Annotated in this window: 16 protein-coding genes; 6 read left to right on the plus strand and 10 right to left on the minus strand. The window is 66.2% G+C overall.

Annotated elements, in window-relative coordinates; all coding sequences use genetic code 11:
* The 3 genes from NMD1_RS04880 to NMD1_RS04890 form a co-directional block, all read left to right on the plus strand.
* Window positions 1-1551 (plus strand): lipopolysaccharide biosynthesis protein (locus tag NMD1_RS04880; RefSeq protein WP_233497365.1); only part of this gene is annotated, 1551 nt, incomplete at its 5' end.
* 55 nt (window positions 1552-1606) lie between these two features.
* Complete coding sequence (locus NMD1_RS04885; RefSeq protein WP_124811314.1) at window positions 1607-2563, plus strand: retroviral-like aspartic protease family protein; 957 nt, start codon at window positions 1607-1609, stop codon at window positions 2561-2563.
* Window positions 2564-2658: 95 nt separating this feature from the next.
* Window positions 2659-4476: an ABC transporter ATP-binding protein/permease gene (locus NMD1_RS04890; protein WP_125953932.1), complete on the plus strand. Its 1818-nt coding sequence runs from the start codon at window positions 2659-2661 to the stop codon at window positions 4474-4476.
* Window positions 4477-4497: 21 nt separating this feature from the next.
* Here the strand turns inward: NMD1_RS04890 and NMD1_RS04895 are convergent, their stop codons facing one another.
* The 4 genes from NMD1_RS04895 to NMD1_RS04910 form a co-directional block, all read right to left on the minus strand.
* The gene (locus tag NMD1_RS04895) at window positions 4498-4701 is read right to left on the minus strand and encodes a DUF1737 domain-containing protein (protein ID WP_125953933.1); all 204 of its coding nucleotides are present in this window, start codon (window positions 4699-4701) and stop codon (window positions 4498-4500) included.
* A gap of 166 nt (window positions 4702-4867) precedes the next feature.
* Window positions 4868-6169, minus strand: coding sequence for an ATP-dependent protease ATPase subunit HslU (gene hslU / locus NMD1_RS04900; protein WP_125953934.1), 1302 nt, complete (start codon window positions 6167-6169; stop codon window positions 4868-4870).
* Between the two features lie 111 nt (window positions 6170-6280).
* A complete protein-coding gene (gene hslV, locus NMD1_RS04905; protein ID WP_125953935.1) occupies window positions 6281-6850 on the minus strand; it encodes an ATP-dependent protease subunit HslV in 570 nt (189 codons plus the stop codon).
* Between the two features lie 87 nt (window positions 6851-6937).
* Entirely contained in the window at window positions 6938-7435 is a 498-nt protein-coding gene (locus NMD1_RS04910) for an outer membrane protein assembly factor BamE (RefSeq protein ID WP_124811319.1), read from the minus strand.
* 214 nt (window positions 7436-7649) lie between these two features.
* Between NMD1_RS04910 and NMD1_RS04915 the strand changes: the two genes are divergently transcribed.
* The 3 genes from NMD1_RS04915 to NMD1_RS04925 are packed head-to-tail and all read left to right on the plus strand — an operon-like array spanning window position 7650 to window position 10236.
* A complete protein-coding gene (locus NMD1_RS04915; protein WP_124811320.1) occupies window positions 7650-8198 on the plus strand; it encodes a ubiquinol-cytochrome C chaperone family protein in 549 nt (182 codons plus the stop codon).
* Entirely contained in the window at window positions 8195-8728 is a 534-nt protein-coding gene (locus NMD1_RS04920) for a DUF177 domain-containing protein (protein ID WP_125953936.1), read from the plus strand. Before NMD1_RS04915 ends, NMD1_RS04920 begins: the two co-directional genes overlap by 4 nt.
* Before the next feature lie 41 nt (window positions 8729-8769).
* Window positions 8770-10236 (plus strand): MATE family efflux transporter, encoded by a 1467-nt coding sequence (locus NMD1_RS04925; protein ID WP_125954148.1) that lies wholly within the window; start codon window positions 8770-8772, stop codon window positions 10234-10236.
* A gap of 284 nt (window positions 10237-10520) precedes the next feature.
* On the opposite strand, the gene NMD1_RS04935 is transcribed toward NMD1_RS04925, so the two are convergent.
* From NMD1_RS04935 to NMD1_RS04960, 6 genes are all read right to left on the minus strand, one after another.
* Window positions 10521-12185, minus strand: coding sequence for an ATP-binding protein (locus NMD1_RS04935; RefSeq protein ID WP_233497366.1), 1665 nt, complete (start codon window positions 12183-12185; stop codon window positions 10521-10523).
* 138 nt (window positions 12186-12323) lie between these two features.
* A complete protein-coding gene (locus NMD1_RS04940; protein WP_125953938.1) occupies window positions 12324-13085 on the minus strand; it encodes a TIGR02186 family protein in 762 nt (253 codons plus the stop codon).
* Window positions 13082-13996: a sulfite exporter TauE/SafE family protein gene (locus NMD1_RS04945; RefSeq protein ID WP_124809314.1), complete on the minus strand. Its 915-nt coding sequence runs from the start codon at window positions 13994-13996 to the stop codon at window positions 13082-13084. The genes NMD1_RS04940 and NMD1_RS04945 overlap by 4 nt, the downstream gene beginning before the upstream one ends.
* Window positions 13997-14077: 81 nt before the next feature.
* Window positions 14078-15226, minus strand: a complete 1149-nt coding sequence (locus tag NMD1_RS04950) for a hypothetical protein (RefSeq protein WP_125953939.1) — start codon at window positions 15224-15226, stop codon at window positions 14078-14080.
* Window positions 15227-15228: 2 nt separating this feature from the next.
* Window positions 15229-16239: a glycosyl transferase family protein gene (locus tag NMD1_RS04955; RefSeq protein ID WP_125953940.1), complete on the minus strand. Its 1011-nt coding sequence runs from the start codon at window positions 16237-16239 to the stop codon at window positions 15229-15231.
* 72 nt (window positions 16240-16311) lie between these two features.
* Window positions 16312-16986, minus strand: coding sequence for a hypothetical protein (locus NMD1_RS04960; RefSeq protein ID WP_125953941.1), 675 nt, complete (start codon window positions 16984-16986; stop codon window positions 16312-16314).
* Window positions 16987-16993: the final 7 nt, after the last annotated feature.

A 16993-nucleotide genomic window follows, 5' to 3' on the forward strand; every position in this document is an offset into this window, starting at 1 on the left:
TCGCATGAGCAGCGGTGCATGAGCACGGCCGCCGACACGCCGCCGCAGGTGCCCCAACCGCAGATGCCCCCTCCGCAGATGTCCGTGCGCACCGCCGCCGCCTGGGCGCTGGTATCGCAATATACCTCGTTCGCGATCCAGTTCCTGACCAGCGTGGTGCTGGCGCGCTGGTTCATCACGCCGGCGGAACTCGGGCTGTTCTCGATCGCCTTCGCCGCGGTCACCATCGTCGCCTTCCTCCAGGATTTCGGCGTGACCCGCTACGTCAACGGCGAACGCGACCTGACACCCGAAAAGCTCCACATGGCGTTCACCGTCTCGGTGGCTTTCGCCTGGGGCATCGCGATCCTGACGATCCTCTCGGCCAAGCCGATCGCCCTGTTCTACGGCGATCCGCGCCTGCTGCCGATCACGCTGGTCATCGCCTGCTCCTATCTGGCGGTGCCGCTGGCCATCGTGCCGCAGGCAACCTGCCAGCGGCGCATGGACTACAAGTCCAACACGATGATCGAGGTCGGCTCCTCCATCGCCAACGCCGCCACGGCAGTCACCCTGGCGGTGCTGGGCTATGGCGCGCTGGCGCTGGCCTGGGGCGCGTTCGCGCAGCAGGCGGCGCGGCTGGTGGTCAGCCAGTGGCGCGCCGGACTGATGCTGCCATGGCCCCTGCGCGTGCAGGGCGCCGCGCCGGTGCTCAAGCTGGGCGGCACCAATTCCGTGCTGGCGACGTGCTATTCGATCACGGGTCGCGCGCCCGAGCTGGTCATCGGCCGGCTCATCGACAACACCGCCGTCGGCCTGTTCACCCGCGCCTCGGGGCTGGCGCTGCAACTGCGTCTGCTGGTGGCCGGCGCGGTGACCGGCGTGTTCTACCCGGCCTTCCGCCAGGTGCGCGACAGTGGCCAGCCGCTCGGCCCGCCCTACCTGCGCGTCGTCGCCGCCTATACCGGTGTCACCTGGCCCGCGATGGCGGGCATCGCCGTGCTGTCGGAGCCGCTGGTCAACCTGCTCTACGGCCCGAAATGGCTGGCGGCCGCGCCCTTGCTAGGCTGGGTCGCGCTGTCGCAGCTGTGCTATGTCTCGCTGCCGCTGAACGGCGATCTGCCGCTGCTGCTCGATCGCATGAAGGGCCTGATCCACCGCAACATCGTGGAAACGGTGATGTCGGTCCTGCTGATCGCGCTCACCGCGCCGTTCGGCCTGATCTGGGTTGCCATCTCGCGTTTCGCCCACGGGCTGTTCTGGGTAATGATCTACGCCCCGTTCATGCGCGGGATGCTCGATTTCCGCTGGCGCGACCTTTTCCAGATTTACGCGCGCAGCTTGCTGGCCACGCTGGCGGCGGTCGGCCCGCTGCTTGCCAGCTATGTCTTCTGGCACGGTCCGGCGGAAACCGGCTTCGGGCAGGCGGCGAGCATGGTGAGCGCCGGCATCGCACTGTGGCTGGCGACGCTGTGGGCGATCGGTCATCCCCTGTTCGCGGAAGTGACGGCGATGCTGGGCGAGATTCTGGCGGCGCTGCCGCTTCGACGGAAGACGCCCCTTCCCCGATAAACACCATGGCTCCGGCGCCCGAACAGGCGTATGCTGCCAGGCGGAGAGAGAAGCCATGGCACTATATCCGCTATTCGCGGCGGGCGCGTTGCTGCCCCTGTTCACCGCCTACCCCATCGCCGTAGCGCAGGACGGCACGGCCCAGGCCGGTTCGGTCGACATCGTGGCGATCACGCCCGACCTGCAGGCCCGCATGACCGTGCCGGTGCATATCGGCGTCGAGAACGCGCAAACGGGCAGCAAACGGGCTGGTCCCTACCGCTTCATGATCGATACCGGCGCGGAACGCACGATCCTGTCGCGCGATATAGCCCGGCAGCTTGGCCTGGCCAGCGCCGGACAGGCGCTGCTGGTGGGCGTGGCGGGCACGCAGGAAGTGGATCTGGTGGAAGTGGAGGAGATCAACCTCGGCCGCCGCAGCTTCTATGGCCTCACCGCCCCGCTGCTCGACGGGCGCTGGATCGGCGCGGACGGGATCATCGGGCTGGACAGCCTGCAGGACCAGCGCGTCCTGCTCGATTTCGACAAGAAGGTCATGGCGATCGGCGATGCCCGGCAACTGGGCGGCAACAGCGGCTTCGAAATCACGGTGCAGGCGCGGCGCCGGTCGGGCCAGCTGATCATGACCAACGCCATGGTCGATGGCGTCCGTACCGATATCATCATCGATACCGGCTCGGATACTTCGATCGGCAATCCCCCGCTGCAAAGGGCGTTGGCACGCCGTCATGCGCAGGAACAGACCTCGCTCATATCGGTGACCGGGCAATCGATCTCCGCCGACGTGGGGCTGGCGCGCACGCTGGTGCTGGGCGGGTTGACAATGTCGAACACCCCGCTCGTGTTCGCCGATGCGCCGCCGTTCAAGGCGCTCAAGCTGGACAAGCGCCCGGCGATGCTGCTCGGCATGGACCAGTTGCGCCTGTTCCGCCGCGTGGCGATCGACTTTTCGAGCCGGAGCATCCTGTTCGACATGCCACGGGGCCTGCCGATGCAGTTCGGGATGAACTGAACGCAAGAGACGCCAGCAGCGACACGGGCGCGGATAATCCACCCGATCGGGCAACGGGGCTGGCGGATCGGCGCAAAGCGCCTATGTGAAGGCCCATGCCGCCCGAAACCGCCACCGACCGCAACGCCCGCCACGATGGATGGCACACGCTGCGGCGCTTCCTTCCCTATCTCTGGCCCGCCGACAACACGGCGCTGCGATGGCGCATCGTTTTCGCCAGCCTGTTCATCCTGGCCTCCACCGGCACGCAGCTTGTCCTGCCCTATCTGCTGAAGTGGGCGGTGGACGCGATGAACGTGTCCGGCCCGCGCCTGATGCGGTTCGCCATGCTGATGGTGCTGGGCTACGCGGCCGGGCGCTTCGCCGGCGTCGCCTTCGACAACCTGCGCAACATCGTGTTCGAACGGGTGGGGCAGGATGCGACGCGCGCGCTGGCCGAAAACGTGTTCGCGCGCCTGCACCGCCTGTCGTTGCGTTTCCACCTCGCCCGCCGCACCGGCGAAGTAACCAAAGTGATCGAACGCGGCACCAAGAGCATCGACACGATGCTCTACTTCATGCTGTTCAACATCGCGCCCACGGTGCTGCAGCTCGCGATCGTGGCGGTGATCTTCTACTTCACCTTCGGCTGGGGCCTTGTCGCGGCGACGGCGGTGGCGATCGCGGGCTATATCTGGGTTACGCGCACCATCACCGAATGGCGCACCCATCTGCGGGAAAAGATGAACCGGCTCGATGGGCAGGCGCTTTCCCGCGCGGTCGATTCGCTGCTCAACTACGAGACGGTGAAATACTTCGGCGCGGAGGCGCGCGAGGAAGCCCGCTATGCGCAGGCGACGCGTGCCTATGCCGATGCCGCGGTAAAGAGCGAGAATAGCCTGGGCCTGCTCAACATCGCGCAGGCGGTCGTGGTCAACCTGCTGATGGCCGGGGCGATGGCGTGGACGGTCGTCGGCTGGGCCAAGGGCCAGTACACCGCTGGCCAGCTGGTGTTCGTGCAGACCTACCTCACCCAGCTTTTCCGCCCGCTCGACATGCTCGGCATGGTCTATCGCACGATCCGGCAGGGGCTGATCGACATGGCGGAAATGTTCCGCCTGATCGATACGCACGTGGAAGTCGCCGATGCACCCGGCGCGCCGGCGCTGATCGTGCGGCGGCCCTCGGTGGTCTTCGACAACGTGGTGTTCGGCTACGATCCCGACCGCACGATCCTGCACGGCCTTTCGTTCGATGTGCCGGCCGGCAGCCGCGTCGCCATCGTCGGCCCTTCGGGCGCGGGCAAGTCCACCATCGCGCGGCTGCTGTTCCGCTTCTACGATCCGGGATCGGGCCGCATCCTGATCGACGGGCAGGACATCGCCGGCGTCACGCAGGCGTCCCTGCGCGCCGCGATCGGCATCGTGCCGCAGGATTCGGTGCTGTTCAACGACACCATCGGCTACAACATCGCCTATGGCCGCGAAGGCGCGACACAGGCCGACGTGGACGCCGCCGCGCGCGGGGCCGCCATTTCCGATTTCATCGCCCGCCTGCCGCAAGGCCTCGATACCGAAGTCGGCGAACGCGGCCTCAAGCTTTCGGGCGGCGAAAAGCAGCGCGTGGCCATCGCCCGCACGCTGGTCAAGAACCCGCCGATCCTGCTGTTCGACGAAGCGACCAGCGCGCTTGACACCCGGACCGAGCAGGACATCCTGGGCACGCTGCGCATGGTCGCCGCCAACCGGACCACGATCTCGATCGCGCACCGCCTGTCGACGATCGCGGACTCAGACCGCATCCTCGTGCTGGATCAGGGACGGCTGGCGGAAAGCGGTAGCCACCTGGAACTGCTGCGCCGCGACGGTCTCTACGCCGAGATGTGGGCGCGCCAGGCGGCGGAAAGCGAAGAGGTGAGCGAGGCGGCGGAGTAATCCGCCGGCCTGCTCCGGCGTTCACTTCATCACATCGGCTTCATGCCACACGACCGCCTGCGCCGCCTTCATGCAGCTATTCTCGATATCCCACGCGAGCGAGGGCGAGCCATAGAGCCGCCAGCCCTGCGCCAGCGCCTCTGACACGCGCTCGCAAAAGGCACGGTCGTCCTTGCCGGTGAGCAGGCGGTAGATCGGGCGGTCTTCGGGGGTCTGGTGGGTCATCGCATGGCCCTACCAGATCCTCCCCAGGATGGGGAGGGGGACCACCCGAAGGGTGGTGGAGGGGGGGCTTGGCCTTGCGGCCCATCCTCACCGAGACTGCCACCCAGCCGAGAAGCCCCCTCCACCGTCCTGCGGACGGTCCCCCTCCCCGCATCGGGGAGGATTTTTACAGGATATACTTCGACAAGTCCGCGTTGCCGGCAAGGCTCGCCAGCTTGTCCGCCACATAGGCCTCGTCGATCGTCACTGTGGAGCCCACGCGGTCCTCGGCGTCGAAGCTCACTTCCTCCAGCAGCTTTTCCATCACCGTCTGCAGCCGCCGCGCGCCGATGTTCTCGACGCTTTCGTTGACTTGCGCGGCGGTGCGGGCGATCGCGCGAACGGCTTCCGGCGTGAAGTCCAGCGTCACCTGTTCGGTGCCCAGCAGGGCGCGGTACTGTTCGACCAGATTGGCGCGCGTTTCCGACAGGATGCGCACGAAATCGTCCTCGCTCAGCGCCTTCAGCTCCACGCGGATCGGCAGGCGGCCCTGCAGTTCGGGCAGCATGTCGCTGGGCTTGGCCACATGGAACGCGCCGCTGGCAATGAACAGCACGTGGTCGGTCTTCATCGGGCCGTACTTGGTGGCGACGGTCGTCCCTTCGATCAGCGGCAGCAGATCGCGCTGCACGCCTTCGCGGCTGACCGAGCCGCCGCGCACGTCGCTCACCGCGATCTTGTCGATCTCGTCGAGGAAGACGATGCCGTTGGTTTCCGCGTTCTGCAGCGCGACACGGGCAACGTCGTCCTGGTCCATGCGCTTTTCGGATTCCTCGTCCACCAGCTTGTCCCAGGCATCGGCCACGCGCAGCTTGCGACGCTTCATGCGCTGACCGCCGAACGCCTTGCCCATCATGTCGGACAGGTTGATCATGCCGATATTGCCGCCCATGCCCGGCAGTTCCATCGGCATCGAGGGCGCGTCCTCCACCTCGATCTCGACCTCGACATCGTTCATCGAGCCATCGGCCAGACGCTGCCGGAAGCTTTCGCGCGTCGCCTCGCTGGCGCCATCGCCGACCAGCGCCTTGAGCAGCCGATCCATCGCCGCCTTGCTCGCCGCATCGCGCACCGCGTCGCGCCGGCGGTCCTTCTCCAGCCGGATCGCCTCTTCCGCCAGATCGCGCGCGATCTGTTCCACGTCGCGGCCGACATAGCCGACCTCGGTGAACTTGGTCGCCTCCACCTTGACGAACGGCGCGTCGGCCAGCTTCGCCAGGCGGCGACTGATCTCGGTCTTGCCGCAGCCGGTCGGCCCGATCATCAGGATGTTCTTGGGGCTGACCTCGTCGCGCAGGTCGGCCGAGAGATGCTGGCGCCGCCAGCGGTTGCGCAGCGCCACGGCGACCGCGCGCTTGGCGTCCTGCTGCCCGACGATATGTTCGTCCAGCGCGCGGACGATGGCCTTGGGGGTAAGGTTGTCTTTCATTCTGAAGCTCCCCCCTCCCGCTTGCGGGAGGGGATGGGGGTGGGTCTTTGGGGTGTAGCGTGTGAACAGCCCACCCCCGGCCTCTCCCGCAAGCGGGAGGGGGGATGATGCCTATATGGTTTCCACCGTCACGCGATCGTTGGTGAACACGCAGATATCGGCCGCCACCTGCATCGCGCGGCGGGCGATCGTCTCGGCGTCGTCCTCGTAGTCGGTGATCGCCCTGGCGGCGCTCAGCGCGTAGTTGCCGCCAGAGCCGATCGCGGCGATGACCGCGTCGTTCTTGGCTTCAGGCTCCAGCACATCGCCGTTGCCGGTCAGCACCAGCAGCGTCTCCGCGTCGGCCACGATCATCAGCGCTTCCAGATTGCGCAGGTACTTGTCGGTGCGCCAGTCCTTGGCGAGTTCCACCGCCGCGCGCATCAGCTGACCGCGGTGCTGCTCCAGCTTGCGCTCCAGCCGTTCGAACAGGGTGAAGGCATCGGCGGTCGCGCCGGCGAAACCGGCGATCACGTTGCCGTCGCCGATCCGGCGGACCTTGCGGGCATTCGGCTTCATCACCGTGTTGCCCATGGAAACCTGACCGTCGCCGGCAATCACCGTGCGCCCGTTCTTTTTCACCCCGATGATGGTGGTGCCGTGCCACTGGATCAGGCCGTGGCTCGCCCTGCTGTCGTCCATGACCGCGATATGGGGAATGCTCCCGGCTGTTCAAGCTGGCGCCGGTTCAAGTTGGCGGCGGTTCAAGCCGGCCGGGAACGACCAAGATCAGCTTCCGTTCGGACCGGACCCGCCCGGACGGCCGCTCTGGCCCGTCGCGCCCGGCACGGCGCCAACCGCGCCGATATTGCCGAACAGATCCTCGAAGAAGCTGCGGTCGCGTCCCAGTGTCGGCGTCTTGTCGCGATCGGGATTGATCCGCACGACCTTTTCCATGCCACCCCGTTCGACGCTGGCGACATTGCCCGCCGCATCGAAGTTCACCTTCATGATGAACTCGGCATTGGTGCGCGGCCGGGTGAACGGCCTCTGCTTGGTGTCGATCGACACGTAGTACCAGGTCGGCTTGCCGAACTGGCTCTTGAACGTCGGCTGCCCCAGCGCCTTTTCCACGGAAAGGCGGTTGTCCACGCCCGGCTGCACCGAATCGGTCAGCGCGGGATCGATCAGATAGCCGCGATGGTCGCGAATGCTCGAACATCCGCCGGCCAGCACCGCAAGCGTCACCGCCGCAACGCCCCGCACCATCAGCCGATTATCGCGCATTCCCGAACTCCGCTTCTCGATCCGGGCGTCAGGCCCGGCTATGGCAGGCATCCCGTTTGCCTTCGCGCCCGGGTTCCCTATATCGCGCAAGCCTTAGGGGCCAAACGGCGGAACCGCAATGGACAGCGCGATGCCACGTGGCCACAGGCGATTTAATCGGTCCTGAACGAATCCCGCAAGCCGTGCGGGCAGGATCGCAGGGAAGGAAGTTCCGATGTCGTTTCTAGCCCGGCTGTTCGGCCCCGGCCGCGATGACCGCGCCACCGTGCGGCCGTTGTGGCATGCCGTGGTCGCCGCCTCGCGCGGGAAAGCCTGGTACGCGGAATACGGGATCGCCGATACGCTGCCCGGGCGGTTCGACGCGATCACGCTGGTGCTCAGCCTGGTGCTGCTGCGCATGGAACGCGAACCGGCGCTGGTGGAACCGTCGGTGCGGCTGACCGAACTGTTCGTCGATGACATGGACGGGCAGCTGCGTGAAAGCGGCGTGGGCGACATGGTGGTGGGCAAGCACATGGGGCGGCTGATGAGCACGCTGGGCGGACGGCTGGGCGCCTATCGCGATGCGCTGGCGACGGCGGACGACAGCGCGCTGAGCGAGGCGATCACCCGCAATGTCACGCTGGTCGAAGGTCTGGTGGGCGAAGGCCAGGCGGACGAAGGTACGGGACCGCAGGCGCTCGTCGGCCGGGTCCGCGCGCTCGCTGGCGCGCTGGACGCCGTCCCGGCCGAACGCCTGCTTGCCGGGGAGATCCCCGCATGACCGGCACCCCCGAACTCAGCCGGATGATCGACATCCGCCAGATCACCGGCGCCCCCGTAGTGGTCGAACCCGATGCGGACGAGCGCCGCCGCCTGGCCGGCCGCTTTGGCATCAGCGCGATCGACACGATGCGCGCGGACATCCGGCTTTCGGTCGAAGGCGAAACCGTGCTGGCGCGAGGCCGGCTGACCGCGTCGATCATCCAGCCCTGCGCCATTTCAGGCGAGGATTTCCCGGTAGCGATCGACGAGCCGATCCTGCTCCGTTTCGTGCATCCCGGAGCGGAAGGGGCGTCCGAAGACGAAATCGAGATCACCGCGGACGATTGCGACGAGATCGAATACGAGGGGATGACGTTCGATCTGGGCGAGGCCTTGGCGCAAAGCCTCGGTCTGGCGATCGATCCTTTCGCGGAAGGCCCCGAAGCGGATGCCGCGCGCCAGAAGCACGGCCTTGCCGGAGAGGAAGCCTCCGGCCCCTTTGCCGCCTTAGCCGCGTTGAAGGCCGGAAAATCCGACCTGAACGATTGAGGAAAGCACTGGTGACCGATCCCGCCGCTTCACCGCCAGCGATGGCGCAGCCCTCAGCGTCGCGCCCGGCAGCGCCCGGCGGCCATCGCGATCTGACCAAGGGTCCGATCCTGCGCACGCTGCTGCTGTTTTCCGCGCCAACGCTGGCCGCCAACATTCTCCAGTCGCTCAACGGATCGGTCAATTCGGTCTGGGTCGGGCGGCTGCTGGGCGAAAGCGCGCTCGCGGCAACGGCCAACGCTAACGTGGTGATGTTCCTGGTCTTCGCCGCGGTGTTCGGCTTCGGCATGGCGGCGACGGTGAAGGTCGGCCAGGCGTTCGGCGCGCGGAACATCGACGCGGCACGGCGCACTTTCGGCACGGCGCTCGGGTTCTGCCTCGGGCTTTCGCTGTGCGTCGCCACGGCCGGCTGGATATTCGCGCCGGCGCTGCTGCGCGCGATGGCTACGCCCGGCGAAACCTATCATTTTGCGCTGACCTATCTGCGCGTGATCTTCGTGGCCATGCCGGCCTCGATGATTACGGTCATGCTGGGCATGGGCCTGCGCGGATCGGGCGATGCGCAGACGCCGCTCAAGTTCATGATCCTGTCGGTCGTGCTCGACATCGCGCTGAACCCGCTGCTGATCGCGGGCATCGGCCCGTTTCCACGGCTGGGCATCGCCGGGGCGGCCACGGCCACCGCCACGGCGTCCTACGTCTCGATGCTGGCGATGGTAACCTGGGTCTATGCCCGCGACCTGCCGCTGCGGCTGCGCGGGACGGAGCTGGCCTATCTGATCCCGCAACGATCCGAACTGGGCTATATCGTTCGCAAGGGCCTGCCGATGGGTGCGCAGATGCTGCTGATCTCGGCCGCCGGGATCATCATGATCGGGCTGGTCAACCGCGAAGGCGTGCTGATCAGCGCGGCTTATGGCGCGTCGCTACAACTGTGGACCTACCTGCAGATGCCGGCGATGGCGATCTCGGCGGCGGTCAGCGCCATGGCCGCGCAGGCCATCGGCGCCGGGCTGCTGCACCGGCTGGGGCAGATCACCCGTTCGGGCGTGCTGCTGAACTTCGCGATGACCGGGGCGATGACGGTGATTCTGCTGCTGTTCGATCGCGGTTCGCTGGAACTGTTCCTCGGGCCGAACAGCCCGGCGGTGGACGCCGCGCGGCACATCCAGTTCCTGGCGAGCTGGAGCTATGTGCTGTTCGGCGTCACCATCGTCCTGTTCGGCACGATGCGCGCCGGCGGTGTGGTGATCGCGCCACTGATCGTGCTGGCCATCGCGATGTATCCGGGGCGTCTGGGTTTCTACTACCTGGCCTATCCCCACATCGGGGCGGACGCGCTGTGGCTGGCCATGCCGTTCGGATCGGTCATCGCTACTTCGCTGGCCCTCTACGTGTACAGCCGCTCTGGCTGGCGCACGCGCAGCCGCGCAATTCCCGAACTGGAAGCGGAGGAGGAAACTTGCGCCGATGGCGATGTGGCGGGCCGGATGACGCCCACGCTGTAGGCGCTGTCGCGCGTCGACTTAGGGTCAGGACCCATTACTGGCGCGGTCGAGGCGTCCAAATGGCGAACATATCGGGCCGAAAGGCGCGCCGCAAAGGCTGGTTGCCTTTGCAAGCGCCTTTCGGTTCGAGATGGAAGCCATTGGGACGTCCCGCAGGGATTTGACCAAAATGGCCCAGCGCTGCGTCGGAGCGGCTTGAAATATCCACATATTCCTGCGCCCCTCCTCCTTGCGCCGGGCCATTTTGCCTCAAACCTCGACCGCGCCAGTAATGGGTCCTGACCCTAGCGGCTTTGCGATCGCCAACGCTGCACCGTGCGCTGCACGGCCATATCCTCGCCGCCCGAACGCGCCCAGAGTTCGGAGAACGAAGGGTCGGCGGAAGCAGGACGCCGCGCCTCTTCGAGATCGTCGAACGACAGCCGCACCGGGATCGAAACGCCTTCGCCGCAGATGATGCATTCGCGATTGCGCAGCGCCGGGATGGCATCGAGGAAGCCCCGCGCGCCTTCGGGCATGGCCGCGCGCACGAACGCCTGGTCGCGCTCGTTGTTGAGGCGCATCGAGATGATCGTGCCGCACTGCGACAGCACGCCTTCGGCAAGGTCGGACGGACGCTGCGTGATCAGCCCCAGCGAGACGCCGTACTTTCGCCCTTCCTTGGCGATCCGCGACAGCACTTTCGCCGCCGACGAATTGCTCGCCACGCGTTCGTTGGGCACGTAGCGGTGCGCTTCCTCGCAGACCAGGAGGATCGGCTGCGTCTCTTCGTCGCGCGACCATATCGCATAGTCGAACACCAGCCGGCTCAGCACCGCGACCACGGTCGAGGTGATTTCCGAGGGGATGCCCGAAACGTCGATGATGGTGATCGGCTTGCCGCTGGCCGGCAGGCGGAACACCTTGGACAGGAAGTCGACCATCGTATCGCCGACCAGCATGCCTGAGAACATGAACTGGTAGCGCGGATCGCCCTTGATCTCGTCGACCTTGGCCTTGATCCGCATGTAGGGGATCGCGCCGTGGCCCTTGTCGAGCTTGCCCATCTCGTTCTGGAGCACCAGCAGCAGGTCCGAGAGCAGATAGGGTATCGGCGAATCCACGGTGATCCGGCCGACCTGTTCGGCCAGGCGGTTCTTCATCCGGGCCTGCAACAGGCACTTGGCGAGGATGTCGGCATCCAGTTGCCGCTCGGCGCCCTGCGTGGTCAGGAACACCTCGCAATGTTCCTCGAAATTCATCAGCCAGTACGGCATCTGCAGGTTCGTCACGTCCAGCAATTGCCCGGTGTGGCGGAACGCTTGTGCATATTCGCCATGCGGATCGATCATCACGATATGGCCATCGGGCGCCATCTCGCAGATGCGGTGCAGGATCAGCGCGGCGCTGGTCGACTTACCGGTGCCGGTCGATCCCAGCAGCGCGAAGTGCTTGCCCAGCAGCGCGTCGATGTAGACACCCGCGCGGATGTCGCGCGTGGGGAACACGGTGCCGATGACGATGCTGGACCGGCCATCGCTGGCATAGACCTGCCGCAAGTCTGCGCTGGTCGCCGGATAGACCAGCGCGCCCGGCACCGGAAAGCGCGTCACGCCACGCCGGAAGCCGTAAAGCCGCCCGGTCAGGCGTTCCTCGTCGCCTTCGCCCAGGAAATCGATCTGCGCGATCACGCCGCCTTCGAACGCCGCATCCTGCCGCTGGTTGCGCACCGTGGCCAGAAGCCACGAATTGCCCACGCGGATCTTCACCGGACAGCCGACCTGGCCCGACAGCGCGACGGAAGCGTCGTCATCGCCCATGCATTCTTTCAGCCGCGCCAGATCGATGCCGATCACGCCACCCGCCCCCGAGACATCGGCGACGAAGCCGATCGGCTTGCGCGCATTTTCGTGGCTGTTCGCACGAAGATCGGCGGGCTGGGCGGGCGACCCGGTTTCGAAACCCTGCATGCTCATTTCCGACATCACCCAATACCTCGAGCCGATCACGCGTGACCGTCGGGAGGTAATCCAGCTCGGTTAAAATGAGGCTAATGAAGGAGATGGCGCGGTTCTTGACACCGCCAACGCCCGCCTAGGGTCCTGACCCTAGACCAGCGCGAACAGGCGGCCGGCGATCCAGCCCATCGCCACCGACACCAGCACCGCGAACAGGCCATAGAGCAGCCCGTTGCGCTGGGCATTGACCGCCACGAACCGCTCGAACCCCTCCTTGGTCACCTCGACCCGGGTAATGGCTGACGCGACGACCCTGCCATCGCGCACCGCGAAGGTTTCGGCAGTGTAGGTGCCGGTCAGAACGCTCGAAGGCAGGGCGATGCGGGCCTGGTACAGCACCTGCCCGCTGATCTTCACCGCGCCTTCGTCCTGCCGGTACAGCCCCTGCCGCTGCATCAGGTCCACAAGCCCCGCGGAAAAGCGCTTCTGTTCGGCGGGATCGATCACCCCGATCGGCGAAAGCTGCAACCACTTGAGCCCCAGTTCGTAGATAGCCGCCGTCTTGTCATCCACGATCCGCGCGATCGGGCGCGACGAGGCGATCGCGTAATAGCTGGGGGCGGAGCGGAACTCGGTGCTGGCGGCGTTGATCCACATGCCGGCGACCTTCTGCTTCTCGCGCAGCACGATGGAACGGACCGGCCCTTCCAGCACCACGATGATATCGTAATCCTGCGCCGCGCGCGTGCCTTCCGGGCTGAGGATCGCGCCGAACAGCAGCAGGTCGGCCCCGGTAAAGCCCTGCCGCACCTGCACTTCGTGCTGCGAGATTTCCGGCACCAGAATCGGATCACGCGCACCGCCGAGCAGAAGCAGGCACAGTACCAACAGGGCGGACCGCAGCGCGATCACAACGGGATCACCGTGTAGATTTCGTCCGGCCGGTAGCCGAGCCCCAGCGCCATCCGCAGCGCCACCCCCAACACGATCACCGCCAGGATCAGGCGGAGCTGTTCGGGCTTCGCCTTCTGCGCGAACTGCGCGCCGATCTGCGCGCCCGACACCGATCCCACCAGCAGCAGCACCGCCAGCACGATATCGACGGCGCGCGTCGTCAGGGCGTGCATCATCGTCGTCGCCATGGTCACGAATAGGATCTGGAACAGCGATGTGCCGACCACCACGCCCACGCTCATGCCCAGGATGTAGAGCATCGCGGGCACCAGGATGAACCCGCCACCGATCCCCATCAGCATGGTGAGAATGCCCGTGGCCATGCCGAGCAGCAGCGGCGCCAGCGGCGAGATGTACAGGCCCGAGCGGTAAAAGCGCCAGCGCCACGGCAGGCTGGCCACCAGCGGATGGTGCCGTCGCTTGCGCGCGGGAAGCGCGATGCCAGCCTTCTGCGCGCGCAACGCGGTGATGCTTTCGTGCGCCATCAGTCCGCCGATGCCGCCCAGCAGCAGCACGTAAAGGATGTTGATGACGGTATCGATCTGCCCCAGCGACTGGAGCAGACGGAACAGCAACGCACCCAGCCCGGTGCCGATCACGCCCCCGGCCACGAGCACCGCGCCCATCTGATAATCGATGCCACCGCGCCGCGCGTGCGCGAACGCCCCCGAAACGCTGGCGCCCGTCACCTGGCTGGCGGCCGATGCGGCGGCGACCGTGGGCGGCACCCCATAGAAGATCAGCAAGGGTGTGGTCAGGAAACCGCCGCCCACCCCGAACATGCCGGACAGCAGGCCCGTCAGCGCGCCCAGCGCGACGATGACCAGACCGTTGACCGACAGGTTGGCGATCGGAAGATAGACGTCCATTACTGTCACGGCGTAGCGCAGCGCGACCGGCTTGGGAACGGCGGGCGCGCCTCTTTCCGAACAGTTTTCAGCCTTGTTCTGTCAGAACCCCGTGGCCAGGGTCAGCGCCGGTCCCGATCCCGGCGCCGCTTGGCCGGCCACGCGGAAGCGCCAGTCAGCGGAAAGACGCAGGGGAAACCGGCCACGTTGCACCACCAGGCCCGCGCGCGGGCCAAGGTCAAGCCGGACCGCGCCCTTCTGCCCCCCGCTCCACACTCCGCCGCCTGCGCGCAGATCGATCCCCCGCGCCAGCGGAACCAGGGCGCGGTCCACCACCGCCTGCGCGTCGAAGAAGGGTGTTGCCCCGGCACCACCGACCCATCCCGCCTGGGCGTAGACATCGCTCCTCAAACCCAGCGGAAGGGTGATCGGAGGTAGTTCGGTGACCGCCGCGATCGATGGCCGCAGCCGGGTGGCAAAGCTGCCCTGCTGCAATCTTCCCTCCACCAGCAGGGAAACCGGCATGGTCGGAACGGGGCGTGCCGAAAGCCCCAGCGCCAGTTGCCGGTCATCCACGTCGGACCGCACCGCCCCCGTAGCGCGAAGATAGGCCGTCAGCCGATGCCGTTCCTGCGGCATGATGCGATAGCGCAGAACGCCACCGGCCTGGCTGCCGCCATAGGCGGGCAGGCCGGCGGCAAGTGCTGTCCCGCTGCTGCCACGGCGCAGGAGGAACCATGCATCGCCAGACCAGCGCGCGTGGGGCGCGGGCGAGGCCCCGGCAGGCACCGCATAGGCTGCCGGCAAGGGATCGGTCCGCGTCGCGACGGCGGGGGCCCGCCGGACGTCGTCGCGTCCGTGCGGTGCCTCGCCCGGTGGCAAGGACCATCCCCAACCGCTCGCCCTGCTGGACCCTGCGAAGGCTGCATCGGCCGCGCCTGCCCCCTGGCCAACCGGCCATGGCCGCCGTTCCGCTTCCCGCACGGGAGCCATCCCGCCTGACGGCTGCAGCCACATCGAGACGAACGGAACCGACATCGGCGCCGACGACGCGACAGCCGCTTCCGTGGGAACCATCGGCGCCATCTTCCCCGGTGGCGCCAGCGTTTCGGGAGAAGGCAAGGCCAGCGCCATGGTGCGCAGCGCAATCCAGCCAGCAAGCACGAGGGCAAGCGACAGTACCGGCGATCCTCTCCGTCGCGATCCGGTTTCGGCGCCCCCGGTATGGACGCCTGCACCTGCCGGAGCCATCGTCATATCCGGGTTGCCAGTGCTGGATGGTCATGATGGCTGGTGTGATCCCACGCCGTCTGGCCGTGCCGGAGCGACGCCAGATAGGCCATCAACGCCCGCCGCCCGGCCATGATCGCGATCACGTTGGAGACCGGCGCTCTCAACACCGCCCTCACGCCTTCCGCCAGATCGTATTCGCGAGCCGTGAAAACGCCGCGTACCAGCAAACGCCAGCCGAGAAGAAACGCATTCACGCCGATCAGCCAGCGCAAGACATGCCCCAGCGGCACGGGTTCATAGTAGCCCAGAGCCCGCCCGATCATCAGGACCGGCGCCAACACGAGCAGAACATAGGCGGCAAGAAGCACCAGCGCATCCAGCGGCCCGCGCCGATCGCGCAAGCGCATCCATAGTTCGGCCGGCCGCAACCGCCAGCCCAGGCGGTCCCACCCCTGAAACGCGATTCCATGCATCCAGCGCGTCTTCTGGCGCACGGCCTGGTCCAGCCGCGCCGGGAAGAATTCGCGCGTGGCGACAAGGTTCCCGCGCGCATCCCGGACCCGCAGGAAGCGGGAGCGTCCGCCTTCCTCCCCGATCAACAAGCCGCATTCATAGTCTTCGGTCAGGCATTCGGGCGCGAACGGCTGGCTCGCGCCTCGCCGCGCCGCCACGGTTTCCAGAGCCGTGCGGGAAAACGCGCATCCCACGCCGGCCGCCGGCAGCCCCGCGCCCAGCCAGTCGCGCACGACCATGACCTTGCCATGCGCCTCGGCGAATTCATCGCAGTAATGCCCTCCGATCCAGCGCGATGTGCGCTGCGGCTCCGGCCTCACGGGCAACTGGACGAAGTCCGCCTCGTCCAGCGCGCTATCCAGCAGCGAAAGCGCCGCCGGGTGCACCATGTCCTCGGCATCGTGCAGGATCACGCTGCGCACGCGGAAGCGGCCGCGCCGCTCGTCTTCGCACATCGCTTCGTAAAGCCGGTTGAGACAGTCTGCCTTGGTGGTGGGGCCATCGCGATCGTGCGGCATTATGTAGCAAACGCACCAATGCGTAGATGGCTGTCATCCCTCGCGGTGGCGGCTGTCATCGTTTGCGGTGCCCTATGTGTCTGTTGGCATGCGGTAGGGATAAGTGGGCTTGAGTTCTCTGGACTCAAGATCATCCAGCAGATTTACGTCGAGGGGGCCTTCCAGAACGTAAGCAAAATAGGTCTCAAACTGGGCATTATAAATTGTGGTGTATTTGACGAAGCCTGTGAAATGGCAGGGGTAGGACGGTCTCCGACGCATCTTGAATCGGGGGCATTCAATACTCGCGCCAGCCAGAATTTGCAGGTTCAGGCTGTGCCTTCGATATGTCCGTTTACTGAATGCAGGCTCATTGCCGAGGTGGTATTCAATACTGAGAATTCTGGCAGTGCTCTTTCCTCGATTGGACAGTTCGAATTCGACCATAAACCCCTCGGTCGTGCCGAGGGGTGGCGGGTGCAGTACGCAACTGTCGATAGCTACAAACGCACGTTCAGCCAAAATTGCCGCGTTGCGGGTCTCAATAGCGATTTCGGCCGCAACCCTAGCTTCGCGATCGGCGATTTCATTCGATTTTCGAGTTTCTCGGAAAGTTGTCCAAACCAGGAACACGCCTATGGCGCTGAGTGCCATACCAATGACGGCTGCCAACGCCATAATATAGGACCAAAGCGCCGACTCCTTTTGCGCTACCAAGTCCTCTTCTGCACGCTCATTTTCACGCTCTTCGGCCTTGGCCTTGGACAAGCAATTT

Origin of the sequence: Novosphingobium sp. MD-1, assembly GCF_001014975.1 — a bacterium.
GTDB lineage: Bacteria > Pseudomonadota > Alphaproteobacteria > Sphingomonadales > Sphingomonadaceae > Novosphingobium.